The sequence below is a fragment of the Actinomycetospora aeridis genome (assembly GCF_037400275.1).
Taxonomy (GTDB): domain Bacteria; phylum Actinomycetota; class Actinomycetes; order Mycobacteriales; family Pseudonocardiaceae; genus Actinomycetospora; species Actinomycetospora aeridis.
Map to the genome: position 1 here is coordinate 397,724 of NZ_JBBEGL010000004.1, position 25,529 is coordinate 423,252.

The following is a 25,529-nucleotide window of genomic DNA, read 5'->3' on the forward strand; positions in this document are numbered from 1 at the left end:
CTCGGTCGACGCCTCCGTCACTCGACGGGGGGACGCACGAGAACGGTTCGCTGTGACCCGCCCGACGACCCGCCCCACGCCCCGCTCCCAACACCGGCCCCTGCCCCGCCCGTCGGCCCGGCGATGACGCGCCCCGCAGGTCCCGTCGGACCCTCGTCCGGGGCGAGCGGGTCGTCGATGCCCCCGTACGGCTGGTTCGCGCGCCTGCGCGACCGGTGGCAGGCGCGGGCGGACGCCCGCGTCGGACTGCCGAGCCTCGAGCCCGGACGTCCGGCGGGCACGCCGGTGCTCGAGGAGTACCACCAGGACTTCCTCGCGCGGGTCCACCGCGAGCGGCTGCGCCTCGACCTCGAGATCGCCCCGATGCTCGAGACCCGCGCGACGCTCGCCGCGCGCATCCCCGAGACCGAGGACGCGCTCGCCCGGGCGCGGGCCCGCCTCGACGCCCTCCCCGTGCTGCTCGACGCCGACCAGCTCACGGCCCGCCGCGGGGGCGAGGCCGACACCGCGCCCGACGTCGTCGCGGCCCGCCGCGCCCGCGAGCACCAGGCCACGCGGCGGCCCTTCGTCGACGAGGCGGCGCGGCTGCACGCCCAGCTCACCCAGATGCGGGTGGAGTGGGCCCGGCTGGGCAGCACGATCCGCGCGTGCGAGCTCGTCGGCGCCACCCGCGTCCGGCGGCTGCACGCGCAGGTCATGCGCCGCGTCAGCGCCTACGAGCGCCACCTCGTCCGCCGCCACCCGGCGGGCGACCGCATCGGCCCGGCGCTGGCCGCGCAGCACCCCGTCGTGCCCGCCTGGGTCGCCGTGGCGGAGACGGCCGACCCGGGCACCCCCGCACCGGCACCCGCACCGACACCCGCACCGTCGCCCGCCACCGGCGCCGTCCCCGGACAGGAGTAGCGATGGCCCCCAGGATCTGGCCCCGGCGTCGACCCGAGGCCCCACGGCCACCGGTCCCCGCCGGGTCGTCCCGCGCGCCGCTGGCGAGCGTGCCCGGGATGCCGCCCGGGCCGGCGACGCCCGAGGAGCAGCGGTTCACCCAGGTCTACGCCGCTGACCGCGTCGGCCCCATGCCCTACCCCAACCAGGCCGGCCCGGACGTCGCGGCCGCCCGCAACCGGGTGCGCACGCTCGTCCACGAGCTGCTGGAGGGTGTCGACGAGGGCACCGGCGGCGCGCTCGACCCGCTGATCGCGTCCTGGGCGTCGGGCTGGCTCTCGCGCATCGACACCCAACACGCCGACCACCAGGCCGTCGTCGACCGGCTCGTCGGCGGCGCCCGCCGCCAGCTCGCCGAGGCCGAGGCGGCCCACGAGCGCGACCGCCGCGCCCTCGAGATCGCCCGCCGCGACTACGAGGAGGCCCGCGCCCGCCTGAGCGAGCCCCTCTCCTCGGCGCCCGGGTCCTCGGCGCCCGGGGCCTCGGCGCCCGGGTCCGACGACGGGGCCCGCCGATGAGCCGGCGCGAGGGAGCACGTCCCCGCTCGTACCGGGACGCGACGCTGATGATCAACCGGTCGCGCGAGGACCACCTCGCGCTCGTGATCGTCCTGCTCGCGATCGGCGGCGACATCGCCGCGTTCTACGTCGTCCTCGCCCGCGTGTTCCGGGGCTCGCCGCTGCTCATCGGGGTCGGCACGGTCGGGTTCGCCGCGGCCGCGGTCGGTCTCGCCCACCTCGTCGGTCAGGGCCTCGCCCGCCGCCGCTGCGACGACCCGCGGGCGTCGCTGACGCTGACCACGCTCGCCGCGGTCACGTGGCTGACGCTCGGCGCCGCCGCGTTCTACACGCGGCTGATGACGCCGGGCAGCACGTCCGGCGGGGAGTCGGGCGGGTTCGGGTCGGGGGGCTCGTCGTCCGGCGCGTTCGGCTCCGGCGGGGGTGGCTTCGGATCCGGGGGCTCCGGGAGTGGGGGGTTCGGGAGCGGCTCGTCGGGGGAGATCGCGCTCGACGCGCTGCTGCCCGCGCTGCTGTTCGGCGCGCTGTTCCTCGCCAGCGGGATGGCGGCGATGATCGCGACGTTCGTGTCGTTCAACCCCGTCGCGGGCGCCCTGCGCCGTGCCGAACGACGGATGCAGGACGCCACCGAGCGCGAGCGGGCCGGTCGCGCCGAGCTCGAGCGCGCCCGGGAGGCGCTGCGCCAGCAGGAGAACGAGCGCGAGCGCGAGGACCAGCGCTGGGCCGCCGCCCGCCAGCAGGTGATCGCCGAGATGCTGGAGCTGCAGAACTACGCGCGCACGCTGATGGCGTCGAGGAAGGCCGACCCGTCGGTCACCGACGGGCTCGCCGGCTCGTCGTTCTACCCGCTGTTCACCCCGGCGAACGAGGTCGTCCCCGGCGAGGAGGCGCCCCCCGAGATGCGCGCCGGGATGCGCGTCGGGACACCGTCGAATCCGCACTCCTTCGCCCCCGCCCGACCCACCCCGAACGGAGACCCTCGTTGATCCACCGGGCCCGGCCCTCGGTCCTGTGCTCCGTGCTCGCCGCCGGGCTCGTCACCGTGCTGGTGGCCGGCTGCTCGAGCGGCAGTGACGCCGGCGGGGGGTTCGGCTCCACGGGCGGTGGCGCGGGCGCCCTGAGCTGCCCGGTGCCGGTCGGGCCGATGGCGTTCGCGGTGTCGGGGCGGGCCAACTCCCCGGAGCCGGGCCTGCCGCAGAGCGTCCAGGACGCGACGATCTCGGTGCTCTCGCGGGCGGTCGACGAGGACTACCAGCCGCGCATCACGCTGATCGACCTCGACGGGCGGCCGACGTCGGCGGGCAGCGAGACGTACTCCAGCGACGCGGGCAACGCCATCGCCGCGGAGGACGACCGCAACCAGTTCCTCGGCGGCTTCGGCGAGGCCCTCACGGGGATGCGCGCCCAGGCCCCCGAGGCCGACGTGCTGTCGGCGCTCGATCTCGCGGGCCGGTCGGCAGGCGGCAACCGCCCGGGCACCGTCGTCCTCGTCGACTCCGGGCTCTCGACCGTCGCGCCGCTCGACTTCCGCCAGCGCGGCCTGCTCGACGCCCCGCCCGCGGAGACCGTCGAGGCGCTGCGCGCGAGCAACGCGCTGCCGGGGCTGCAGGGCGTCACCGTCGTGCTGGCGGGACTCGGCGACGTCGCCGAGCCCCAGACCGCGCTGAGCCCCGCCCAGCGCTCCTCCCTGGTCGCGCTGTGGACCGCGGTCGCCGAGGCCGGCGGCGCGTCCTGCGTGGCCGTCGTCGACGAGCCGCGCGGCGGCGAGGCCCCGAGCGACGTGCCCCCGGTGAGCGTCGTCGACGTCCCGCCGCCGCCGAGGATCACGCCCGGGCAGACCACCGCGCTGCCCGACGACAATTCCGTCGGATTCCAGCCCGACACCGCGGAATTCCGCGACAGGAATGCCGCGCGCGGGGTCCTCACGCCGTTCGCGCAGTTCCTCACCGAATCCCCGGGCCGCCGTCTCGCCCTGACCGGCACCAGCGCCCGGGCGGGCACGCCCGCGGGGCAGGTCGACCTGTCCACCCGGCGGGCCGAGGCGGTGAAGGCGCTGCTGGTCGAGCTGGGCGCGCCGGCCGACCGGATCAGCACCCGGGGGGTCGGCAGCCAGTTCCCGGGCTACGTGAACGACGTCGGTCCGGACGGCCGGCAGCTGCCCGGGCCCGCGAGCGCGAACCGGACGGTGATCGTCGAACCGACCGGGTAACCGGGCGGTGACACGGCGCCACCACGTGTCTCGGTTGCGTCCTCCCGAAGAAACGTGGGTGCCATCACAGCACGATGTGGTCACGGAGATCCTCCGCCGTGCACACCCGGTCGGAGCAGCGCTGATAGCGCCTTTCGCGCCAGGCGGAGGGGTCACGACTGGATCGATTCTGTCGACCGTACGAACTCGGTGCGGGTTCCGGGGCGGCCCGACTCTGCCTAGCGTCATCTCTCCGGAAGCGTCACCGACGTCCGGAGGACACATGACCGCAGCCGCAGACCGGAGCCCCGACACCGCGGCTGGCCTCGACGAGTACACCGAGGCCGATGTTCATCAGGAGTTCGGCGAGAACCCGAACGAGGTCCGCGACACGAACCACTACCAGGAGGAGTACGTCAAAGGGTTCGTGGACAAGTGGGACGACTACATCGGCTGGGAGGGACGCGCCGCCAGCGAGGGGTCGTTCTTCATCGACCAGCTGAGTGCCCGCGGGGTCGAGAAGGTCCTCGACGTCGCCACCGGCACCGGGTTCAACTCCGTGCAGCTCCTCAAGGGCGGTTTCGAGACCGTCTCCGCCGACGGCAGTGCGGAGATGCTCGCGAAGGCGTTCGAGAACGGCCGCCAGCACGGGCACGTGCTGCGGGTGGTCCAGGCCGACTGGCGCTGGCTCAACCGTGACGTCCACGGCGAGTACGACGCGATCATCTGCCTGGGGAACTCGTTCACCCATCTGTTCAACGAGCGTGATCGGCGCAAGGCGCTGGCCGAGTTCTACGCGATGCTCAAGCACGACGGCGTCCTGATCCTCGATCAGCGCAACTACGACGAGATCCTCGACAACGGGTTCTCGTCGAAGCACAAGTACTTCTACTGCGGCGACACCGTCACCGCGGAGCCCGAGTACATCGACGACGGGCTCGCCCGATTCCGGTACACGTTCCACGACGACGGTTCGGTGTACCACCTCAACATGTTCCCGCTGCGCAAGGACTACGTGCGCCGGCTCATGCGTGAGGTCGGGTTCCAGAAGATCGATTCGTACGGCGACTTCCAGGAGACCTACGGGACCGAGAGCCCGGACTTCTGGATCCACGTCGCGGAGAAGACCTACCGACCGGACGACGAATTGAGCGAGAGCTACTCGACCGCGGTCCACACCGCGCGCGACTACTACAACTCGACCGACGCCGACACCTTCTACCACGAGGTATGGGGCGGCGAGGACATCCACGTCGGGCTCTACAACTCCCCCGACGAGGCCATCGCCCCCGCCTCGCAGCGCACCGTCGAGCGCATGGCCGAGGGCATGGACATCACCCCGGAGACCCGCGTGCTCGACATGGGCGCGGGCTACGGCGGGTCGGCACGGTGGCTGGCGAAGACCTACGGCTGCCGCGTGACCTGCCTGAACCTCTCCGAGGTCGAGAACGAGCGCAACCGCGAGAAGAACCGCGCCCAGGGCCTCGACCACCTCGTCGACGTCGTCGACGGGTCGTTCGAGAGCATGCCGGTGCAGGACAACTTCTACGACCTCGTGTGGTCGCAGGACGCCTTCCTGCACTCCGGCGAGCGTCGCCAGGTCGTCGAGGAGATCGACCGCGTGCTCGTCCCCGGCGGGCAGGTCGTGTTCACCGACCCGATGGCCGCCGACGGCGCGGACGTCTCGGCGCTCTCGCCGATCCTCGCGCGGCTGCACCTCGACACCCTCGGGTCGCCGGGCTTCTACCGCGAGGAGTTCGCCAAGCGCGGCTACTCCTCGATCGAGTTCGAGGACCACACCGACCAGCTCACGACCCACTACGGGCGCGTGCTGAGCGAGCTCGAGGCGGCGGAGCCGAAGTTCAAGGGCGCCATCTCCGACGAGTACATCTCGAACATGAAGACGGGCCTGACGAACTGGGTGAACGGCGGCAAGAGCGGCCAGCTCGCCTGGGGCATCTTCCGCGTCAAGCGCTGACACAGCGCTGACACAGCGCCGACACGCCTGACGCGCACGGCACACGGGGCCGGCCGGGACACTGTTCCCGGCCGGCCCTGTGCCGTCGGGGGGCGAGGCACGGGGTGTCTCAGCGTGGCGGCCACGCTGACGTCCAACGTCAGGAAAGCCACCCGCTCACCGTGGAGGGTCCGTGCGTCTGGGTGCCACGCTCGTCCATCTGTGCGCCGCGGCGCCCTTCCCCGTCGCCGCGTGGGCCCGGCGTCTGGTGGACGCGGGCTTCGACAGCCTCTGGACGCCGCAGATCCTCGGGCGCGGCTCTCTCGTGCCGGACCCCTTCGTGGTCCTCGCCGCGGCGGCGACCGCCACCGAGGACGTCGAGCTCGGCACCGCCACCGTCCAGGTCCCGCTGCACCACCCCGCCGACCTCGCCCACCGCGTGCTCTCGCTCGCGGCCGTCGCCGGCGAGCGCCTGACCCTCGGCGTCAGCCCCGGCTCCACCGCCGCCGACTACGCCGCCCTCGACCGCGACCACCGCGCCCGCTTCGCGACCTTCACCGAGCACGTGGACCGGCTGCGCGTCCTCCTCGCCGACGGGCACGACGAGCGCGCCGACCTCGCCCCGGCGCCGGCCTCGGTGCCGCCGTTGCTGCTCGGCTCGTGGGGCGCCAACGTCGAGCGTGCCGCGCGGGAGTTCGACGGCTGGCTCGCCTCGGGCTACCGGAGCTCCGTCGACGACATCGTCGCCGCGCACGGACGCTTCCGGTCGGCCGGCGGCCGCCGGGCGGTCGTCTGCGCCGTGCCGGTGGACGACGACCTCGGGGTCACCCGCGACGCGCTGCAGCGCTACGCGGAGGCCGGGTTCGACGACGCCGTGGTGCTGTTCGCGCCCGGAGGTCCGGACCCCGCCCGCGTGCGGTCGCTCGTCCCGTAGGGGGTCGAGATCGCCGTCCCGGTGACGATCGATGTCAGATCTGACATCGATCGTCACCCGGACCGCGATCTCGGCCGTGACAGACCTCGTCCAGCGCCGCGTCGAGCGCCGCCGCGACGGCCTCGCGGCGGTCGGCGTCACGGCGCAGCGAGCGCGACAGCTCGAGGTGCACGAACGCCCCGCCCGCCCGTGCGGCGGCCCGCCCCTGGACGTTGCGGCGGCCCAGCAGGTCCGACCAGCGCTCGTCGTCGCCCTCGCCGACCCGCTCCCCGGCGTCCGCGAGCCGCGCCCGCACCGCGGCGAGCAGGGCACCCTCCTGCGACGCCCCCGGCGAGAGCACGACGTCGACGCCCTCGCGATCGGCGAACCCGTGGAGCTGGATCTGCGGCAGGCCCCGGTCCACGAGGAGCGCCGCGACGCGGGAGAACGGCGCGTCGTCACGCGAGGAGACGTCGGCGGGGCAGTCGGCGCGGTCGCGGGCCTCCGGCGGCGCGCCCGCCACCCGGTGCGCGCCGGCCTGCAGGTACAGCACGCCCGGGCGGCGCTCGGCGAGCGCGAGCCCGACGTGCTCGGTGGCGAGGTCGGCGTTGGGGTGCGGGACCTCGACGACCGCGTCCGGGCGCCCGCGCAGCACGATCACCAGCCAGGCCCGCTCGTCGCCGGGGTCGGAGGCGAGGAGCAGCCGGTCGTCCGAGCGGGTCGCGGCGAGACCCAGCCGCGCCCCGGCCTCCGCGGCGACCGGCCCGTCGCCGTCCGCGAGCGCGGTGGCCAGGGCGTCGAGGGCGTCGATCTCGGCGCCGCGGGGTGCGCGGTACGGGCCGTCCCGGCCCATGTCGCGCACCAGCCGGGCGACCCGTCGCGACACCTCCGGTCCCCCCACCGCCGCGACTCTGCCAGGTGCGCCGGGGACCAATCGCTCCCGGTGATCAGCAGGCGGAAAGGCACGTCCGGAGGGCCCGCGCGCGTGCCTTTCGGCCTGCTGATCTCCGCGGCGAGTCCTGGGGCCTCAGCGCGCGGGCTGCGGCGGCCCCCAGACCGGGCGGGACTCGGCCACGGGCGTGCCGGGCACGCGCTCGCGGCGGATCGGTGCACGACGGGGAGGTCCACCGGCCGGACGGGCCGGGACCGGAGCCACCGGGGCCACCGGCGGCGGCGGGACGGTCGGCGGCGGGGCGAGCGCCGAGGCACCCGACGACGGCCGAGGTGCAGCAGGCGGCACGGCCCGCAGCCCCGGCACGTGCGCCGTCGGGGCGGCGGGCGCCCCGGGCAGCAGCGTGGTCGCCGTCTCCGTCCCGCGGTGCCGCGGGGGCCCGCCGAGGGTCGTGGTCACCGCGTCCGGGTCGGCGGCGACGGGCCAGGGCACGCGGCGGAGGGGCTCGGCGGCCAGGCGTCGGCGGGAGCGCCGGGGCGGGACGGGGTCGCGACCGTCGTCGCGCCGCGCATGACGCCCGGTGGGACCGGGCTGCGCTGCTCCGTCTGCCGCTCCGAAGGGTGCGACCGGTGCTGCCATGCGGACCAGTGTGGACGTCCCTCCGGCGCTTTCTGGACCGGGGGACGGCCACTGGGCCGTCGGGCCGACGGCCCGGTGGCCGCCCGTGACGCGCCGGAGCGGAGGATGCCGACACGCCCTGTCCGGGACGAGGTCCGTCCCGGGCGGAGCAGCGGGGTCGTCACCGCGGACGCTGCCGACCCGCACGCGTCCACCGTCGGTCGACCAGGAAAGCTGGAGCCCATGACGTCCGTGCCCCACTCGTCATCGTCGGCGCCGTCCGGACCGGACTTCTCCGGCTCCGCCCGCCTGCAGGCCCGTCTCCACGACCTCGTGCCGGGCGGCGCGCACACCTACGCGCGGGGCTCCGACCAGTACCCCGAGACGGTCACGCCGATCATCGAGCGCGGCCTGGGCGCGCGGGTGTGGGACGTCGACGGCAACGAGTTCGTCGAGTACGGCATGGGCCTGCGGTCGGTGACCCTGGGCCACGCCTACGAGCCGGTGAACGCGGCCGTGCGCGACGTGCTCGGCCGGGGCATGAGCTTCTCGCGCCCGAGCCGCCTCGAGGTGGAGGCCGCCGAGGACTTCCTGGGTCTCGTCTCGGGCGCCGACATGGTGAAGTTCGCGAAGAACGGCTCCGACGCCACCACGGCCGCGCTCAAGCTCGCGCGCGCCGCGACCGGGCGGGACATGGTCGCCGTCGCCGACCAGCCGTTCTTCTCCACCGACGACTGGTTCATCGGCAGCACCCCGATGAACGCCGGCATCCCCGGCACCGTCCGGGTCGGCACGGTCGGCTTCGCCCACAACGACCTCGGCTCGCTGCGCGCGCTCTTCGACGCGCACCCGGGGCGGATCGCCGCGGTGTTCATGGAGGCCGCGACGGGCCTGCACGAGCCGGCGCCGGGCTTCCTCGAGGGCGTCCGCGAGATGTGCACCGCCGAGGGCACGGTGCTCGTCTTCGACGAGATGATCACCGGCTTCCGGTGGTCGGCGCACGGCGCGCAGGCGGTCTACGGCGTCACGCCGGACCTCTCGACCTGGGGCAAGGCGATGGGCAACGGCTACCCGGTCTCGGCGCTGGCCGGGCGCCGCGAGCTCATGGAGCTCGGCGGGCTGCGCACCGACCTCGAGCGCGTCTTCCTGCTGTCGACCACCCACGGGCCCGAGACGGTCGGGCTCACCGCCTTCCGCGCCGTCGTCGAGGCCTACCGCCGCGAGGACCCGGTCGCGACGATGCACCGCCAGGGCACGAAGCTCGCGGAGGCGTGCAACGAGGTCGTCGCCGCGGCCGGGCTCACGGACTTCGTCGACGTCACCGGCCACCCCGCGTGCCTGGTCTTCCGCACCCGGGACGCCGACGGGCACCCCTCGCAGCCGATGCGCACGGTGTTCCTCGCCGAGCTGCTGCGGCGCGGGGTGCTCGGGCAGTCGTTCGTGATCTCGGCCGCCCACACCGACGAGGACGTGGAGCACACCGTCTCCGCGGTCGAGGCCGCCCTGCCGGCCTACGAGAAGGCGCTGACGGACGGGCCGGAGGCGGTGCTCGACGGGCGTCCGGTCGCCCCGGCGCTGCGGCCGACGGCGGCACCACGACGCCTGCGGTGACGGTGCCGGCCGGGAGAACGAGGAACCAGGGGGCGACGTGATGGCTGGTCGGTGGCTCGTCACCGGGGGCGCGGGGTACATCGGCGGGCACACCGTGCGCGCGCTGCGGGCCCGCGGCGACACGGTCGTGGTGCTCGACGACCTCTCCACGGGGCTCACCGGGCGCGTCGACGACGACGTGGCGCTCGTGCGGGCGAGCGTGCTCGACGAGGACGCGGTCGCCGCGGCGCTCACCGAGCACGCGCTCGACGGCGTCATGCACTTCGCGGCCCGCAAGAGCGTGCCCGAGTCGGTCGCCCGGCCGCTGTACTACTGGCGCGAGAACGTCGAGGGCCTGCGCAGCGTGCTCTCCGCGTGCGACCGGGCCGGCGTCGAACGGTTCGTCTACTCGTCGAGCGCCGCGGTCTACGGCGCGACGTCGGGGGCGGCGGTCACCGAGGACGACCCGTGCGAGCCGGTGAATCCCTACGGGACGACCAAGCTCGCCGGCGAGTGGCTGCTCGCCGACGTCCACCGCGCCACCGGCCTGCGCTACGTCGCGCTGCGCTACTTCAACGTCGCCGGCGCCCGCGACGCGCGGCTCGCCGACCGCGGCCAGGCGAACCTCGTGCCGCTCGTGCTCGACGCCGTCGCGCGCGGGGCCGCCCCGGCCGTGTTCGGCACCGACTACGACACCCCCGACGGCAGCTGCGTGCGCGACTTCGTCCACGTCGACGACCTGGCCGACGCCCACGTCGCCGCCACCGCGCTGCTCGACGCCCCGGGCGCGGAGACCCTCAACGTCGGCGTCGGGCGCGGGTACTCGGTGCTCGAGGTCGTCGACGCCGTCGCGCGCGTCGCGGGTCGGCCCCTCGAGCCCGCGGTGGCCGAGCGGCGCCCCGGCGACCCGGCGGCGGTCGTCGCCGACGTCTCGCGGATCGCCGAGCGGGTCGGGTGGCAGGCGCGCCGCGACCTCGACGACATCGTCACCTCGGCGTGGTCGGCCCGGTTCAGCCCGTCGGCGTCAGGGTCCTGACCACCTTCCGGGCGATCCCGGTGCCCTTCCGGGCGACCTTGCCGAACAGCTCGGACACGTCGGTGAGCGGCGTGAGCACGATCCGGTGCATCGCGTACGGCGGCTCGTGGGGCCCGACGAGCCCCGGACGCGTGGTCACCGCGGCCCGGTAGCCCGCGTCCCGGGCGAGCTGCATCGTCTGCTGGTCGTAGTCGCCGGCGTTCCCGTTCGGGTAGGCGAGCAGGTCCACCGTCTGGCCGAGACCGCGCTCGAGCGCCGCGCGGCTCTCGACGAGCTCCTCGCGCTGGGTCGCGGCGTCCTCGCGGGCGAGGATCGGGTGGGTGACGGTGTGCGACCCGACGCCGTGGCCGGTCGCCGCGAGCGCCTTCGCGCCGGGCCAGTCCAGGAACATCGGTGCCCGCGCCGGCGGCGGCGGCGCGATCCGCTCCGCGATGCGGGCGACCGCCTCGACGCGCGTCGCCCGGTCGACGAGCTTGAGCTCGTCCTTGAGCGCGGCCTGGGCCTGCCGTCGCGCGAGCGGCGTCGTCAGGTCGTGGGTCCGTCCCGCCCACTCGAGCGACGTCGCGGTGCACCGGTCGAAGGCGTCGGCGAGCTCCTCCCACCAGGCGCCGATGCGCCCGGAGAGGATGTCCGAGACCAGGAAGAACGTGCCGTGCATCCCGCGGCGGTCGAGGGCCGGGACGGCCGCGTCGAGCCAGTCGGCGTACCCGTCGTCGAAGGTCAGCGCCACCGCGCGCGGCGGCAGGGAGCCGCCCGCCGCGAGGGTCTGCACGGCCTCGCCGAGCGGCACCACCGTGGCGAGCTTGTCGATCGCCGCGAGCTGGCGGTCGAAGCCACGCCGCCCGGCCCCGGGGTCGGCCGGGTAGAACGGCGTCGGGTCGATGTTGTGCCAGCCGAGCACGAGCAGCCGTCGACTCATGGCGGTCGACGGTAACGGCAGGCTCAGCGCGAGCGTGTCCCGGGCATCCGGGCGAGCACCGGCTGCGCCACGTCGCGCAGGCGCGCCCGCAGCTCCGGCGACAGGCCGTCGGTGGCGCGGCGCAGCCCGGCGTCGACCTGCGCGAGCAGGCGCGTCGGGTCGAGGGTCCCGGCGACGACGAGCGTCTCGACCGCGCGCTCGTCGGTGGCGAAGCGCGCCTTGTACGTCTCGTCACCCAGGAGGAGGTCGTACTCGTCGGCGCCCTCCTCGATGGCCTCCCGCACGGTGTGCGCCATGAGCACGAGACCGACGCTCTTCTCGGACCACTCCGGGTCGAAGCCCGCCTGGAAGTAGGCGTAGCGGCCGCCGATGCGCCAGGCGTAGAGCGCGGCCACGGCCCTCTCGTCCACCTCGAGGAACGACAGCCGCAGCCAGCCCCGTTCGAGTGCCGCGGCGGCGAAGTCGGCGTGGAACGCCTGCACGGTCGGGCTCGTGATCGTCGAGCCGCCCTCGCGGGAGTCCCAGCGCAGCTCGTGCAGGCGGAAGAACTCGGCGATGTCCCCCCGGACCTCGCCCGGGAACGCCGTCGCCCGCACCTTCGCGCCCTCGCCCTCGAGCAGCGCGCGCTCCTTGCGGCGGACCTGGCTGCGGAAGTTGCGGCTGCGGGCGCCGAGGAAGGAGTCCCAGGTGTGCCCGGTCAGCGGGACGAACGGCATGACGCCCCCACGCAGGTGGGTGGCGGCGACCCGTCCCGACATGCCCTCGCCCAGCGCCGCGACCCAGTCCGCGCCGACGTCGACGTTGTGCAGCGTGACGGGACGGCGCCCGAGCGCGCCCGCCGCCGCCCGCGCGACCTCGGCCGCGCGGCCCGGCGCGGCCACCGGCGCGAAGCGGTCGCCGACGTTCGCGCCCGCGAAGCGCACGGTCCGCCCCGAGCGGCACAGGGGCAGCAGCCCCGCGAGCGAGCCGTCGGCGTCGCGCACCCGCACCACGAACGGGGGAGCTTCCTGCCCGTAGTGCCGGGCGTAGGCGGCGTACCACTCCGGGGAGACGAAGGCGTTGCCCATGGCCTCGGCCAGGGCGCGCCAGTCGTCGACGAGGCCCGGCTCGTCGGCGGGATCGGCGAGGATCTCCACGTCACGGCTCACCCGGCCGAGGCTAACGGGCGCAGATCGGCGCACTCCCGGGCCAACCTCGTCGGCCCTCGGGCGTCCTCCGATCGGTGAGTGAATCCTCAGTGACCCGTCCCGCGCCGCTGCCCGACGGCGGTGGCCCCGAGAGCCGTCGGTACCGTGACCCGGACCCGGCGTGCGGTTCCGCTCCCCATCGGCCGCCGCGACCCCGATCCTTCTGCGAGGACTCCCTGCGATGAAGGTCAGCGTCTTCGGTCTCGGTTACGTGGGCACCGTCAGCGCCGCCTGCCTGGCGACGGAGGGCCACGACGTCATCGGCGTCGACGTCAACCCGGCCAAGCTCGCGATGATCGGCGAGGGCCGCACGCCCGTCGTCGAGGAGCGCATCGGCGAGATCGTCACCGAGACCGTCGCCTCCGGGCGCCTCACGGTCACCGACGACGTCGCCACCGCGATCCACGCCACCGACCTGTCCCTGGTCTGCGTCGGCACCCCGTCGGCACCCAACGGCAGCCTCGACACCACCTACCTCGAGCGCGCCGCCCGCGAGATCGGCGAGGCGCTGGCCTCGCGCGACCCGGCCGCCGGCCGCCACACCGTGGTCTTCCGCTCGACGATGCTGCCGGGCACCTGCCTCGGCGTGCTCGTCCCGATCCTCGAGGACGCCTCGGGCCTGGTCGCCGGGCAGGACTTCGGCGTCGCGGTCAACCCGGAGTTCCTGCGCGAGGGCTCGAGCGTCAAGGATTTCTACGACCCGCCGAAGACGGTCGTCGGCGAGCTCGACCCCGCCAGCGGCGACGCGGTCCTCTCGCTCTACGCGGGGCTGGGCGCGCCGGAGTTCCGCGTCGAGCCGCCCGTGGCCGAGATGACGAAGTACGTGGACAACACCTTCCACGGACTCAAGATCGGCTTCGCGAACGAGGTCGGCGCGCTGGCCCGCGAGCTCGGCGTCGACTCCCACGACGTCATGGAGATCTTCCTCTCCGACACCAAGCTGAACATCAGCCCCGCGTACCTGCGCCCCGGCTTCGCCTTCGGCGGCTCGTGCCTGCCCAAGGACCTGCGCGGGCTGGTGCACGCCGCGCGCCGCCACGACGTGCGGGTGCCGATCCTCGAGAACGTGCTCCCGTCCAACGACGAGCACATCCAGCGCGCCTTCGAGCACGTCGCGGCCACCGGGAAGCGCAAGGTCGGCGTGTTCGGCCTGGCCTTCAAGGGCGGCACCGACGACCTGCGCGAGAGCCCGCTCGTCGAGCTCTGCGAGCGGATGCTCGGCAAGGGCTACGACCTGCGCATCTACGACCCCGCGGTCGTCGAGTCCGCGCTGCTCGGCGCCAACCGGGCCTTCATCGAGGCCCACCTGCCCCACCTGCGTGACCTGCTCGTCGACTCCGTGGCGGACGTCACCGACCACGCCGAGGTGCTGGTCGTGGGCAAGGCGGACGACGACGTCCGCGACGCCCTCGGCCACGGGACCACGGTGCCCGTGATCGACCTCGTCCGGCTCCCCGACGCGGCGGCGCGTCGCCAACAGGAGGGATACGTCGGCCTTGCCTGGTAGAGCACTGATCGTCGTCGAGAACCTCTCGGTCCCCTTCGACCGACGGGTGTGGCAGGAGTGCCAGACCCTCACCGGTCACGGGTGGGAGGTCGAGGTGATCTGTCCGCAGGGCGCCAAGCGGGACACCGAGACCGAGGTCGTCATCGACGGCGTCCGGATCCACCGCTACCCGCTCGAGGCGGCCACCGGGGGCCCGCAGGGCTACCTCAAGGAGTACGGCACCGCCCTGTGGCACACCAACCGGCTGATCAAGCGCATCCAGAAGCGCGCGCCGGTCGACGTGGTGCACCTGTGCAACCCGCCGGACCTGCTCTTCCTGCCGGCGCTGCGGGCGAAGGCCCGCGGCGCGCGCGTCATCTTCGACCAGCACGACCTCGTCCCCGAGCTCTACCTCTCGCGGTTCCGTGAGAGGAAGGACTCGATGTACTGGGCGATGCGCCTCCTGGAGTGGGGCACCTACCGCACCGCGGACACGGTGATCGCCACCAACGAGAGCTACCGCGCCGTGGCGACCGGCCGCGGGCGGGTGCCCGTCGAGGACACCTTCGTGGTCCGCAGCGCGCCGGCCGTCGAGCGCTTCGCGCTCCGCGAGCCCGAGCCCGCGCTGGCCCGCGGGCGCGAGCACCTCCTCTGCTACCTCGGTGTCATGGGCCCGCAGGACGGCGTCGACTACGCGATCCGCGCCCTCGCCGAGCTCTCCGAGCGCCGCGACGACTGGTACGCGGTCTTCATGGGCACGGGCGACGCGTTCGACGACGTCGTCGCCCTCTCCCACGCCTACGGCCTCGACGACCGGGTGCACTTCACCGGCCGGATCTCCGACGAGGACGTGCTACGTCATCTCTCCACCGCGACGGTCTGCCTCGCGCCGGACCCGCTCAACCCGCTCAACGACGTGTCCACCATGAACAAGATCATGGAGTACATGGCGATGGGGCGGCCGGTGGTGTCGTTCGACCTGGTCGAGGCCCGTGTCTCGGCCGGGGAGGCGGCGGTCTACGCCCGACCCAACGACGTCGGCGAGTTCGCGGGCCTCGTGTCCGAGCTCCTCGACGACCCCGTCCGCTGCCGCGCGATGGGCGAGATCGGCATGGAACGCGTGTCCGGGCCGCTCTCCTGGACCAACTCGGAGAAGGAACTGCTGGCCGCCTACGAGTCGGCCATGCAGGACCGTTCCCCGTCACGAGGACGCTGAGCGTTGACCAGCTCCGCCGAGGGCCCGCGTGGCACGGGCAGCTCGGCGCGCACCACGGCAGTCGCCTTGATCCACCAACGTAGGATGCCGACCGGCATCCCCCGAGAGCGACACGCCGACGACCGGACGAAAGGCACGTCATGAGCCAGGTCCAGATCCAGTGGGATCGCATCCGCCGCCGGTGGGTGCTGATCCTCGTCATCGGCATCGTGGCGGCCGCCGGTTCGCTGGGGGCCTCGCTGCTGCAGGGGTCCTCGTACACCGGCCGGTCGGCGCTGACGATCGTCTCCCAGGACCGCGCCCCGGAGCAGGACACCGTCCTCGCCCAGGGCTACGCGGACTACTTCAACCAGGCGTCGTCGCAGCAGCAGCTGCGCCAGACCGCCGGTGTCCCCAGCTCCGTCGGCCTCAACGCCCGCATCGCCGCGGCCAGCCCGATCGTGTACATCGAGGCCGTCGCCGACAGCCCCGACGTCGCGTCCGACTCGGCCACGAAGATGGCCGTCGCCCTGCGCGACGACGTCAACACCTCTCTCGGCGGCGAGGCCCAGCAGCAGCAGCTCACCACGCTGAACCAGCAGCTCTCCGCCGCCCAGGGCGCGGGCAACCAGGCCGAGGCCAGCCGCCTGCGCGAGGAGATCAACGACATCCAGGGCCGCAGCACCAACCAGCTGCAGGACCTCCAGCTCAACGCCGGTGTCGTCTCCAACCCCACGAACGCCGGCCGCAACGCCGGCGCCGCCCTCGTCGGCGGCCTGCTGCTCGGCGCGCTGCTCGCCATGGCCCTCGGCCGCTTCGAGAACCGGATCGTGACCCCGAGCGAGGTCCGCGACCGCCTCGGCCTGCAGGTGCTCGCCGTCGTCGGCGGCAAGCGCCGCTCCGGCGAGAACGCCCGCAACGAGATGCTGCGCGCGCTGATGGGCCTCACCAACGCCCACGGCATGCCCGTCCCGGGCTCGCTCGCGATCACGGGCCCGGCCACGGCCCGCGCGTCGAAGACCCGCGTCGCGGTGGCGCTCGCGGGTCTGCGCGCCCTGCAGGGGCAGACCACGCTGCTCGTGCAGGCCGACCTCGAGAGCGACGCCGGCGGCTCCTCGGAGCTCTCCTCGATGTCCGGTGTCGCCGACTTCCTCGCCGAGCGCGGCGACAGCCGCATCGACGGCAAGGTCTTCTCCAACGGCCGCGCCCTGCTCGTCTCGCCCCGCGGCAGCAAGCGCGACGACCTGTTCGCGCTCTTCTCGCGCTCGCACGTCACCCGGCTGCTCAAGCAGGGCTCGATGCTCGCCGACCTCGTGATCATCGACGCCCCGCCCGCCGAGAGCGTCGAGGGCCAGGTCGTGTGCTCGGCCGCCGACCGCTCGCTGCTCGTCGTCGAGGAGGGCCAGACGCGTTCTCGGGACGCCTCCGCGGCGCTCGAGTCGCTGGCCCGCGCCGGCGGCACCGCCCTCGGCGTCGTGCTGGTGCGCAACCCCGGCCAGCTGGCCGACCCCGGCTTCCTCGCCGAGCGCTCCTGGACCCCGGCCCGGCTCCCCGCGGGCCCGCCCGCCGGTGGCCCGGTGCCCCCGCCGCGCCCGGCCCAGCCGCCCCAGCCGGCCCAGGTCCCGCCGGCCGACCGCACCGCCCCGATCTCGCGCGAGAAGCTCGAGGAGACCCGCGCGGCGATGGGCGTCGGCCCCGCCGAGGGTGCCAACGGCGCGCCCGTGAACGGCGTGGCCAAGCCCACCAACGGCGCGGTGCGCGGTGGCGCGGCGGCCCAGCCCACCCCGGGCACCAACGGCAGCGCGGCGCCCCGCCGCGAGGAGCCGTCGTCGGCTGACCGCCCCGGTGCTGCCGGTGCCGCCGCCGCAGGCGCCAAGCCCGCTCCCGGGGCCAAGCCGTCGCCGGGGGGCGCCTCGTCGTCCGGGACCAACGGTGCGGCCCAGAACGGTGCCCCCCAGAACGGTGCGCCGCAGAACGGTGCGCCGGCGAAGCCGCATCAGGGCTCGGCACCGCAGGGCGCGCAGTCCGGCCAGCCCGGCCAGGGCAGCACTCAGGCCGCCCCGGCGAGCAAGCCCGCGCCGACGGGCAAGCCGGACCGCCCCGGGCAGCCCCAGGGCGGGCCGGCCCCGAAGGCCTCGTCGCCCCAGCAGGCCCCGGGCGCGCCGTCCGCACCGGCTCCGGGCACACCGGGGACCCCCGGCACGGAGGCGCCGGGCGTGAACGTGCACACCCGTCGCGGCAGCGGCGCGAAGCCGTCGCCGAGCCCGAAGCCCACCCCGGGCGGTGGTCCCAAGCCGACCGGCCCGCAGGCCGGCGCCGGCCCGTCCGCCTCCGGCCCCTCGGGCCCGTCCGGTCCCCGCCCGGCGAACGCCCCCTCGGCCGGCAGCCCCAAGCCCGCCGCGAAGCCGACCGGGAAGGCCGAGAGCTCCTCGGCGTCCCCGACCTCGCCCCCCGGGGCGAAGCGCGTCGGCACGGCCCGGTTCTCGCGCAGCGCGGCCCCGGCGGGGTCCACCGCGGGCTCGCCGGGCAAGGACGGCGACCCGAAGGGCGCCGACGGCGAGCTCTCCGCCCCGACGGTGACGCTGCGCACGGAGAAGTAGCGAGCTGGACCACGACACGGCGGGAGGCGCAACGCGCGCCTCCCGCCGTTCGTGTCTCGGGGCCTTGATCGCTCCGATCACCGGCGCCGGCGAGGGCTCAGCCGACCCCGAGCACGCCCCGCATCCAGTCCGCCTGGGCCCGCAGGCCGTCCTCGAGCGACACTGCGGGGCGCCAGCCGAGGATCTCCGCGGCGCTGGAGGCGTCGCCACCGGTGCGGAAGACGTCGCCCGCGGTGCGGTCGTGGCGCACGATGTCCAGCTCGCGGCCGACGACCCGCTCGAGCACCGCCAGCGCCTCGTTCAGCGAGACGCTGCTCCCCCCGGAGATGTTGAGCACCGTCCCGGGCGGGCAGGGTCCCAGCGCTGCCGACGCCGCCAGCAGGTTGGCCTCGACGATGTCGTCGACGTAGGTGAAGTCGCGGACCTGCTCGCCGGTGCCGAAGACGTTGATCGGCTCGCCGGTCAGGCCCGCCCGCACGAACCGCGTGAACGCCATGTCGGGGCGCTGGCGGGGGCCGTAGACGGTGAAGTAGCGCAGCGAGACCGTCGGCACCCCGAAGTTCGAGGCGTAGAGGGTGCAGAGGTGCTCGGCGGCGAGCTTCGTGACGCCGTACGGGCTCACCGGCCTCGGGAGGTCGGTCTCCAGCGTCGGGTAGCGCTCCGCGTCGCCGTAGACCGACGACGAGCTGGCGTAGACGAATCGCTGCAGGGTCGCCGAGCGGCGCGCGGCCTCGAGGAGGCGCTGGGTGAGCTCGACGTTGTTGCGGGTGTAGATCGCGAACTCCGCGCCCCAGCTGCTGCGCACGCCCGGCTGGCCGGCCTGGTGGACGATGTGGGTGACGCCCTCGAGCAGCTCGTCCAGCCCGGTGGCCGTCAGGTCGGCGAGGTCGGTCTCGACGAACCGGAAGGACGCGCCGTCGACGGTGGCGAGGTTGTCCTTCTTCTGCGTCGTGTCGTAGTAGTCGGTGAAGCAGTCCACGCCCACCGTCTCGACGCCCGCCGCGGCGAGGCGACGGCAGATCGTGCTGCCGACGAACCCCGCCGCCCCCGTCACGAGATATCTGTCGGTCATGGCCCCATCGAACCCCCTGCCGATTCCGAGGCCCCGTCGGGTCACACCGGGGCCCCGGATATCCTGGTCGGGCGTGATCTCGGCGCCCGACCAGCGGCGCTGTGCAGCCGAGGGAACGAGAGGTCGCGATGAGCCCGGAGACCCCGACGTCACGATCGGGTGGCCGCCCGTGAGCCTGCTCCCCGGCGGCCTGCGTGACCGCTCCCGCACCGAGGTGGTCGTCGGTGTCGGCGCCGTCGTCGTCGTCCTCGGCATCGCGGTGGCCGCGCCCAGCCAGGCCGGCATGCTGCTCGCGGCGATCGGCGTGGGCGCGGTGGTGTTCGCCATCGCGCTGAACAACCCCGTGATCGCCCTGATCCTCGTGGTGCTGGCGAGCTTCGGCCGCACCGCGCAGAAGGAGTTCGTCTCCGTCGAGGCGCTGACGCCGCTGTTCTACGCGATGGTGATCGCGCTGGCCCTCGCGGTCGGCAAGCGCGCCAAGGAGATGCCGCGCCTCGGGACCATCGAGTGGCTGATGACCACCTACCTGGTCTGGCAGATCATCTCGGCGCTCCTGCCGCACGCGGAGGACGCCGCCGACCCCGTCACCGGCGCCTCCTCCGAGGTCTACCGCTGGATCTTCAGCGGCACGATCCTGCCGTTCGTCGCCTACGTGGTCGCGAAGTCGGTGCTCAACACCGAGCAGGCCGTGCGCTGGTTCCTGTGGACGGTCGTCGGGATGTCGACCTACTCCGCGTGGGTCAGCGTGATCCAGTTCCACGGGCCGAAGCGCCTGGTCTGGCCGCGCTACATCGTCGACGCGCCCAACTGGGAGGGGCGGGCCGTCGGCCTGTTCAACCAGCCCGTCGTCAACGGGATGCTGCTGGCGATCGGCTTCGTCGTGTGCCTCTACCTCGCGACGAGGCCGGGCACCGACCGCCGGGTGAAGTGGCTCCTGTACGCGATCACGCTGCCGACGGCCTACGCCATCTACCTGACGCACACGCGGTCGGCACTCCTGTCGCTGGTCGTCGCGCTGCTCGTCGGCGCGGTCCTGGCGAAGGGGTGGCGCAAGCCGTTCGTCGTCTACCTGGTCGCCGGCGCCGCCGGGGTCGCCGCGAACGCGCCGCGGCTCTTCTCGTCGGACCGCTCCTCGGGCGGGATCGGGTCGTCCAACGAGATCTACGACCGCCTCAACATCATGGCGACGTCGTTCAAGGCGATCGCGGAGCACCCGGTCTTCGGCATCGGGATCGGGCGCTTCCGCGCCTACAACACCTACGAGCACATCGCGTGGTCGCAGGAGATCGACTGGAACCGCGGCCGCGGGATCATCTCCCACCAGAACGAGCTGGGGATCGCCGCCGAGCTCGGGCTCCCGGGGGTCATCCTCTGGATCTCGATCCTGGTCGGGATTTTCTACCTGCTCTACCGCGCACTGCGCGAGCTCCCCGACGGCACGTTCCTCGGGCAGCCGCTCGCGGTGGTCGGCACCACGATCATGATCATCCTGGTCGCCAACGGGATGACCGTCGATCTGCGCATCCTCGACTTCGCGGGCCTGCTGCCGTTCGTGTTCGCCGGCATGGTCGTCGGCCAGCTCGAACGCTTCCGCGACACACGGCCCGCCCCCCGCGCCGGCACCCCCGGCGCCGGCCTGCCCGGCGGCATGTCGCCCGCCGACCAGGTCGAGTGGCAGGAGGGCCAGGAGGCGAAGCGCGAGGCGGTCCCCGTCGGCGCGCCGCTGGTCACCCGCCGGCCGATGGGGCTCGCCCCGTGACGGGACGCCGGCCCCCGCGGGTCGTGTGGGTGTCCACCAGCACGACCACCCAGGGCGGCATCGCGACGTGCGTGCGCACGCTCGCGGCGACCGGACTGTGGTCGCGCTGGGGCGTGCGGCACGTCGCCACCCACCGCGACGGCGGCGCCGCGGCCAAGGCGACGACGTTCGCGACCGGCCTGGCCCGGATCGCCGGCGAGCTCGTCGCGCGCCGGCCCGACCTCGTGCACGTCCACATGTCCGCGGCGGGCAGCTTCGTCCGCAAGGCCGTCGTCTGCTGGGCGGCCTATCTGTTGCGCGTCCCCGTGGTGCTGCACGTCCACAGCGGGCGCTTCCACCTGTTCCACGACCGCGCACCGGCCCCGGTGCGGCGGTTCATCCGTGCGACGCTGACCCGCGCGGACGTCGTCATCGCCCTCGGCGGCCTGATGCGCGAGCGCCTCGAGCGCATCGCCCCCGACGCGCGGCTGACCTCCCTGCCCAACCCCGTGGCCCCGGCGCCGGTCACCCGCCGTCCCGCGGGCGCGGCCCCGCACGTGGTCTTCCTCGGACGCATCTGGGCCAAGAAGGGTGCCTTCGACCTGCTCGAGGCGTGGGCGAAGGCCGCGGGTCCGCACGGCGAGGGCGGCCCCCGCCTGACGCTCGCCGGCGACGGCGAGCACGAGCGGGCCCGGGAGCTCGCCCGCGAGCTCGGTGTCGAGGCCTCGGTCACGGTGCACGACTGGCTCAGCGGTGACGAGGTCGCCGCGCTGCTCGCCGACGCCGACGTGCTCGCCCTGCCCTCGGAGAACGAGGGCCAGCCGATGGTCGTGCTCGAGGCGATGTCGCGGGGCCTCACCGTGCTCGCCACCGAGGTCGGCGGCATCCCGGAGCTGGTCCGCAGCGGCGAGGACGGGGTCCTCGTGCCGCCGCACGACGTGCCGGCGCTGGCCGACGCGCTCGGCGGGCTGCTCGCCGACGGGGAGCGCCGCCGCGCCCTCGGGGAGGCCGCGCTCGGGCGCGCCCGCGACGAGTTCGCCGCCGAGGCCGTCGCAGCCCGGATCGAGAGCTTGTACCACGACGTCCTCGGTCGCGGGGCTCCCGCTGCGGCCGGGGCCGCGCCCGCACGCTCGGTACCGTCGGTCACCGTGAGCGATCCCGACACCCGCGCCGGCTCGTGAGGCGCCCGCGCCGATCCGTCCGGGCGGAGGGCCCGCTGCGGGTCATGTTCGTGGTGCCGACGCTGGCCGTCGGCGGCGCCGAGCGGCACGCCGCCACGCTGCTGACCTCCGTCGACCCCGAGCGTGTGCGCGGCTCGGTGGTCTGCCTGCAGGACCGCGGGCGTCGTGGGGGCAACTGGGCCCGCATCGAGGCCGCCGACGTGCGGCGCACCGAACTGCACCGCGGCAAGCGCGACGTCGTCGGCATGATCTGCGGACTGCTGCGGGAGATGCACCGCGAGCAGCCGGACATCGTCGTGCTGCGCGGGTTCAACGCCGAGATCCTCGGCCGCGTCGCCGGGATCCTCGCCGGCGTCCCCCACCTGCTGGTGTGGGTCCGCAACTGCGGCGACGTCGTGCCCGCCGGGCGCGGCCGGCGCCTGCTCAACCGCGTGCTCGCCCGCATGACCGACGACGTCTACGGCGTCGCCTACGGGCAGCTCCCCTACATCACCGGCGAGCTCGGCTACGACGCCGAGAAGCTGCGCATCGTCTACAACGGCATCGACCCCACGTGGATCGACGCCGGCGACGACGACCCCGCCGCGACCCGGGCCGAGCTCGGCGTCGGCGCCGACGAGACCGTCGTCGGCACCGTCGCGGTGATGCGCCCGGAGAAGGACCACCCGACGCTGCTGCGCGCGTTCCGGCAGGTGGCCGACCGGCGCGACGACGTCCGCCTCGCGCTCGTCGGCGACGGCCCGGAGCGCGAGCGGCTCGAGGCGCTGATCGACGAGCTGGGCCTGCGCGAGCGGGTGCTCCTGCTGGGCCACCACAACGACGTGCGCCGGCTGCTGCGCACCTTCGACGTCTTCACGCTGAGCTCGCGCACCGTCGAGGCGTGCCCGAACTCCCTGCTCGAGGCCATGAGCGCCGGGATCCCCGCGGTGTGCACGGCCGTCGGCGGCGTGCCGGAGATGATCGTGGACGGGGTGACCGGCCGGGTCGTGCCGTCCGAGGACCCCGATCGGCTCGCGGGCGGGCTCCTCGAGCTCCTCGACGACCCCGCCGCGGCGCGGGAGATGGGCGCGGCGGGACGCCGGCGGGTGCGCGAGGTGTTCACGCTCGACCGCTCGGTCAGCGAGGCCCAGAACGCGTTCGAGGAGACCGTCGGCCGCACCCCGCGCTCCCCCGTGGCGACGCAGCGGCGCGACGACGCCCCGGAGCTGGCGTGGCCCGGCCCGCGCACCGAGGTGCTCGACCGCCGCCCGCTGCACGTCACGCTCGTCTTCGACGTCGCGGCCCACGGCGGCGCCGAGACGGTGCTGCGCAACACCTTCGCCCACCTCGACCCGGACCGCGTCGTCACCGACGTCGTCTGCCTGCGCGAGGAGGGCCCGCTCGCGGGTGACTTCCGCGCGTCCGGCGTCCCCGTCACGGTGCTCGACCGGCGCGGGAAGTCCGACCCGACGACCCTGCCCCGTCTCGTGGCGCACCTGCGCCGGGTCCGGACCGACGTCGTCGTCGTGTGCAACTACCACCGCGCGTCCCTGCTGCTCGGCCGCGTCGCCGCGCCGCTCGCCGGGGCCCGGTCGGTGGTCGCCGCGCACAGCATGGACCGCAAGGTCGTCGGCGCCCGGGTGCTGCCCCGCTGGGCGGTCGACACCCTGTTCCTCTCCAGCGGCCTGGCGCTGCTCTCGCCCGCCCAGGGGCAGTACCTGCGCACCGAGGAGGGCGTGAACGACGGCCCCCTGAGCCGCGTCCGCGAGTACCTGGTGCCGAACGGCATCGAGATGCCCCCGCCGCCGTCGCCGACCGACCGCGCCTCGACCCGCGCCGAGCTCGGCGTCGACGACGGGCACGTCCTCATCGCCATCCTGGCCCGGCTCAACGCCGCGAAGACCCACGAGGTGCTCTTCGAGGCCGTCGCCGGCCTCGACGACCCCCGCCTGCACGTCGCCGTCGTCGGCGACGGGTCGCGGCGCGCCGAGCTCGAGGCCGACGTCGCCCGGCGCCGGATCGGGTCGTCGGTGACCTTCCTCGGCCAGCGCCGTGACGTCGTGCGCCTGCTCGCCGGGGCGGACGTCTTCGCGCTGTCGTCGAACCACGAGGCCGTCCCCCTGTCGATCATGGAAGCGATGGCGCAGGGTCTCCCGGTCGTCTCCACCGACGTCGGCGCGATCCGCGACCTGCTCACCGACGGCGAGGAGGGCTACCTCGTCGACCGCGGCGACGCCGCGACCCTCGGGGCCCGCCTGCGCAAGCTGGCCGACGACCCGGACCTGCGCGCGGCGATGGGCGAGCGCGCCCGGGTCCGGGCCCACCGCGACTTCACGATCGCGGGCACCGCCGAGGCCTTCTCGCGCATGGTGGAGTCTGTCACGGGCCGGTGATCCGCATCCCGTCCTGCATCACCCAGGTCTCGGGGCCCTCGTCGCGGTAGACGCCCTGCTTGAGGTAGTTCTCGTCGTCCTTCATCGAGGCGCGGTTGTAGCGCGGGACGGTCTGCTGCCCGTTCTCCCAGCCCTCCACGAAGCCCGTGCCGCGGTCCCGCGAGAACTTGACGTGCAGCGTGTAGTCCACCCACTCGCCCCGGCGGACCGAGCCGAGCCAGCGCTTCGGCTCGCTCTTGAGCCCGTCGCCCCCGATGCGGATCCGGCCGTCGTTGTCGACGTTGATCGCCAGGGGCGGCGAGCCCGACGAGCTGTGCCACTGCAGGACGATGAACCACCCGCCGGACGGGTTCTCGAAGTTCTCCGGGAACTTCATCGACCACTGGTACCAGCGCTCGTCGCCCTCGTGGACCACGGCGCCCTCGGCGTTGGACTGGACCTCGGAGCGCTCCCGGCCGCCGAACGGCGGGACGTCGCCGGGACGGATGTTGAACCGCGCGGCGTGGCGGCCCTGGCGGGCGTCGGCGCCGCTGACGATGCGCATCTGGTCGTTCCCGGCGCCGATGTTGCGGCAGCGCCCGTTGAAGCCCTTCGCCTGGCAGGTGTTCCACTGCGAGAAGTCGCCGGTCTCGAAGTCGCCGACGAAGAGCTCGCGCGCACCGACCTGGACCGACGCGGTGACGGGCGGCGTCGGCGACGGGTCCGCCGAGGGGTCGGTGGGCGGGTCCTCCGTACTGAGCGACGCGGGGCTCGCCTCCGTGAGCCCGCCCGGCCCGGTCGGCCCTGGGCGGGCCTCGGCGGCCGGTGCCGCCATCCCGCCACCGAGGGCGAGCCCCGCCCCGAGGACCGCGCCGACCACCGCGCGTCGCGACGCCTTCCCCGAGACCCGTCGTGACGCTGCGCGACCGTTCGTCTCCATCCCGACTCCTGCCCCTGCCGTTCGTCGTGCCGGATCGACCGGGGACCGCCAGGGCCTGCCGCTCGTCGACCGTTTGCCGCAGCGATTCGACCACTCGTCGTGACAGGAGACAACGACACGGACTGATGAGACTCATGTGGCGCATGTGGTGCGATCCTTCGTGGCTGCTCGCGGACGCCCGACCACTCCGGAGCGCCGTCAGGGGG

At 74.4% G+C, this 25,529-nt stretch carries 20 protein-coding genes; 14 read left to right on the forward strand and 6 right to left on the reverse strand.

The features are described from left to right. Positions 1-177 precede the first annotated feature (177 nt). The 6 genes from WCD41_RS16550 (at position 178) to WCD41_RS16575 (ending at position 6,539) form a co-directional block, all read left to right on the forward strand. Positions 178-903: a hypothetical protein gene (locus tag WCD41_RS16550; protein WP_337714565.1), complete on the forward strand. Its 726-nt coding sequence runs from the start codon at positions 178-180 to the stop codon at positions 901-903. A 2-nt stretch (positions 904-905) separates the two neighbouring features. Next, entirely contained in the window at positions 906-1,460 is a 555-nt protein-coding gene (locus WCD41_RS16555; RefSeq protein WP_337714566.1) for a hypothetical protein, read from the forward strand. Further along, positions 1,457-2,446 (forward strand): hypothetical protein, encoded by a 990-nt coding sequence (locus WCD41_RS16560; RefSeq protein ID WP_337714567.1) that lies wholly within the window; start codon positions 1,457-1,459, stop codon positions 2,444-2,446. Before WCD41_RS16555 ends, WCD41_RS16560 begins: the two co-directional genes overlap by 4 nt. Continuing rightward, positions 2,443-3,669: an OmpA family protein gene (locus WCD41_RS16565; protein WP_337714568.1), complete on the forward strand. Its 1,227-nt coding sequence runs from the start codon at positions 2,443-2,445 to the stop codon at positions 3,667-3,669. Before WCD41_RS16560 ends, WCD41_RS16565 begins: the two co-directional genes overlap by 4 nt. Positions 3,670-3,931: 262 nt before the next feature. Then, positions 3,932-5,626: a glycine/sarcosine N-methyltransferase gene (locus WCD41_RS16570; RefSeq protein WP_337714569.1), complete on the forward strand. Its 1,695-nt coding sequence runs from the start codon at positions 3,932-3,934 to the stop codon at positions 5,624-5,626. A 172-nt stretch (positions 5,627-5,798) separates the two neighbouring features. After that, positions 5,799-6,539 (forward strand): LLM class flavin-dependent oxidoreductase, encoded by a 741-nt coding sequence (locus tag WCD41_RS16575; RefSeq protein ID WP_337714570.1) that lies wholly within the window; start codon positions 5,799-5,801, stop codon positions 6,537-6,539. Positions 6,540-6,573: 34 nt separating this feature from the next. On the opposite strand, the gene WCD41_RS16580 is transcribed toward WCD41_RS16575, so the two are convergent. Both WCD41_RS16580 and WCD41_RS16585 read right to left on the reverse strand, forming a co-directional pair. Beyond that, a complete protein-coding gene (locus WCD41_RS16580) occupies positions 6,574-7,419 on the reverse strand; it encodes a hypothetical protein (protein WP_337714571.1) in 846 nt (281 codons plus the stop codon). A 126-nt stretch (positions 7,420-7,545) separates the two neighbouring features. Continuing rightward, the gene (locus WCD41_RS16585; RefSeq protein ID WP_337714572.1) at positions 7,546-7,902 is read right to left on the reverse strand and encodes a hypothetical protein; all 357 of its coding nucleotides are present in this window, start codon (positions 7,900-7,902) and stop codon (positions 7,546-7,548) included. A gap of 369 nt (positions 7,903-8,271) precedes the next feature. Between WCD41_RS16585 and WCD41_RS16590 the strand changes: the two genes are divergently transcribed. Continuing rightward, positions 8,272-9,639 (forward strand): glutamate-1-semialdehyde 2,1-aminomutase, encoded by a 1,368-nt coding sequence (locus tag WCD41_RS16590; protein ID WP_337714573.1) that lies wholly within the window; start codon positions 8,272-8,274, stop codon positions 9,637-9,639. 40 nt (positions 9,640-9,679) lie between these two features. Continuing rightward, on the forward strand, positions 9,680-10,654 hold the full coding sequence (gene galE / locus WCD41_RS16595) for a UDP-glucose 4-epimerase GalE (protein ID WP_337714574.1): 975 nt from the start codon (positions 9,680-9,682) through the stop codon (positions 10,652-10,654). On the opposite strand, the gene WCD41_RS16600 is transcribed toward galE, so the two are convergent. Continuing rightward, entirely contained in the window at positions 10,629-11,573 is a 945-nt protein-coding gene (locus tag WCD41_RS16600) for a polysaccharide deacetylase family protein (RefSeq protein ID WP_337714575.1), read from the reverse strand. The two genes, galE and WCD41_RS16600, sit on opposite strands and share 26 nt — an antisense overlap. Positions 11,574-11,596: 23 nt before the next feature. Then, positions 11,597-12,721, reverse strand: coding sequence for a GNAT family N-acetyltransferase (locus WCD41_RS16605; protein ID WP_337714576.1), 1,125 nt, complete (start codon positions 12,719-12,721; stop codon positions 11,597-11,599). 220 nt (positions 12,722-12,941) lie between these two features. Between WCD41_RS16605 and WCD41_RS16610 the strand changes: the two genes are divergently transcribed. From WCD41_RS16610 to WCD41_RS16620, 3 genes are all read left to right on the forward strand, one after another. Then, positions 12,942-14,267 carry a nucleotide sugar dehydrogenase gene (locus WCD41_RS16610; protein WP_337714577.1) on the forward strand — a complete coding sequence of 442 codons (1,326 nt, stop codon included), beginning with the start codon at positions 12,942-12,944 and terminating at the stop codon, positions 14,265-14,267. Then, entirely contained in the window at positions 14,257-15,462 is a 1,206-nt protein-coding gene (locus WCD41_RS16615; RefSeq protein ID WP_337714578.1) for a glycosyltransferase family 4 protein, read from the forward strand. Before WCD41_RS16610 ends, WCD41_RS16615 begins: the two co-directional genes overlap by 11 nt. Positions 15,463-15,602: 140 nt before the next feature. Beyond that, on the forward strand, positions 15,603-18,041 hold the full coding sequence (locus WCD41_RS16620) for a hypothetical protein (protein ID WP_337714579.1): 2,439 nt from the start codon (positions 15,603-15,605) through the stop codon (positions 18,039-18,041). Positions 18,042-18,138: 97 nt separating this feature from the next. Here WCD41_RS16620 and WCD41_RS16625 read toward each other — a convergent pair whose 3' ends face one another. After that, positions 18,139-19,113: an NAD-dependent epimerase/dehydratase family protein gene (locus WCD41_RS16625; protein ID WP_337714580.1), complete on the reverse strand. Its 975-nt coding sequence runs from the start codon at positions 19,111-19,113 to the stop codon at positions 18,139-18,141. Positions 19,114-19,282: 169 nt separating this feature from the next. Between WCD41_RS16625 and WCD41_RS16630 the strand changes: the two genes are divergently transcribed. From WCD41_RS16630 to WCD41_RS16640, 3 genes are read left to right on the forward strand one after another with little or no spacing between them, the layout of a single operon-like run. Then, positions 19,283-20,872, forward strand: coding sequence for an O-antigen ligase family protein (locus tag WCD41_RS16630; RefSeq protein WP_337714581.1), 1,590 nt, complete (start codon positions 19,283-19,285; stop codon positions 20,870-20,872). A gap of 29 nt (positions 20,873-20,901) precedes the next feature. Further along, a complete protein-coding gene (locus WCD41_RS16635) occupies positions 20,902-22,032 on the forward strand; it encodes a glycosyltransferase family 4 protein (RefSeq protein ID WP_337714582.1) in 1,131 nt (376 codons plus the stop codon). A 44-nt stretch (positions 22,033-22,076) separates the two neighbouring features. Next, the gene (locus WCD41_RS16640) at positions 22,077-24,404 is read left to right on the forward strand and encodes a glycosyltransferase (RefSeq protein ID WP_337714583.1); all 2,328 of its coding nucleotides are present in this window, start codon (positions 22,077-22,079) and stop codon (positions 24,402-24,404) included. Here WCD41_RS16640 and WCD41_RS16645 read toward each other — a convergent pair. Further along, positions 24,391-25,323, reverse strand: coding sequence for a polysaccharide lyase family 20 protein (locus WCD41_RS16645; RefSeq protein WP_337714584.1), 933 nt, complete (start codon positions 25,321-25,323; stop codon positions 24,391-24,393). The genes WCD41_RS16640 and WCD41_RS16645 overlap by 14 nt on opposite strands. Positions 25,324-25,529 lie beyond the last annotated feature (206 nt).

Excerpts from the sequence above, each read along its gene's own strand:
- WCD41_RS16555 (WP_337714566.1), top strand. The coding sequence starts at position 906 with ATGGCCCCCAGGATCTGGCCCCGGCGTCGACCCGAGGCCCCACGGCCA.
- WCD41_RS16610 (WP_337714577.1), top strand. The coding sequence starts at position 12,942 with ATGAAGGTCAGCGTCTTCGGTCTCGGTTACGTGGGCACCGTCAGCGCC.
- WCD41_RS16590 (WP_337714573.1), top strand. The coding sequence starts at position 8,272 with ATGACGTCCGTGCCCCACTCGTCATCGTCGGCGCCGTCCGGACCGGAC.
- WCD41_RS16560 (WP_337714567.1), top strand. The coding sequence starts at position 1,457 with ATGAGCCGGCGCGAGGGAGCACGTCCCCGCTCGTACCGGGACGCGACG.
- WCD41_RS16625 (WP_337714580.1), bottom strand. The coding sequence starts at position 19,113 with ATGACCGACAGATATCTCGTGACGGGGGCGGCGGGGTTCGTCGGCAGC.
- galE (WP_337714574.1), top strand. The coding sequence starts at position 9,680 with ATGGCTGGTCGGTGGCTCGTCACCGGGGGCGCGGGGTACATCGGCGGG.
- WCD41_RS16620 (WP_337714579.1), top strand. The coding sequence starts at position 15,603 with ATGAGCCAGGTCCAGATCCAGTGGGATCGCATCCGCCGCCGGTGGGTG.
- WCD41_RS16600 (WP_337714575.1), bottom strand. The coding sequence starts at position 11,573 with ATGAGTCGACGGCTGCTCGTGCTCGGCTGGCACAACATCGACCCGACG.
- WCD41_RS16640 (WP_337714583.1), top strand. The coding sequence starts at position 22,077 with ATGTTCGTGGTGCCGACGCTGGCCGTCGGCGGCGCCGAGCGGCACGCC.
- WCD41_RS16645 (WP_337714584.1), bottom strand. The coding sequence starts at position 25,323 with ATGGAGACGAACGGTCGCGCAGCGTCACGACGGGTCTCGGGGAAGGCG.
- WCD41_RS16570 (WP_337714569.1), top strand. The coding sequence starts at position 3,932 with ATGACCGCAGCCGCAGACCGGAGCCCCGACACCGCGGCTGGCCTCGAC.
- WCD41_RS16550 (WP_337714565.1), top strand. The coding sequence starts at position 178 with ATGCCCCCGTACGGCTGGTTCGCGCGCCTGCGCGACCGGTGGCAGGCG.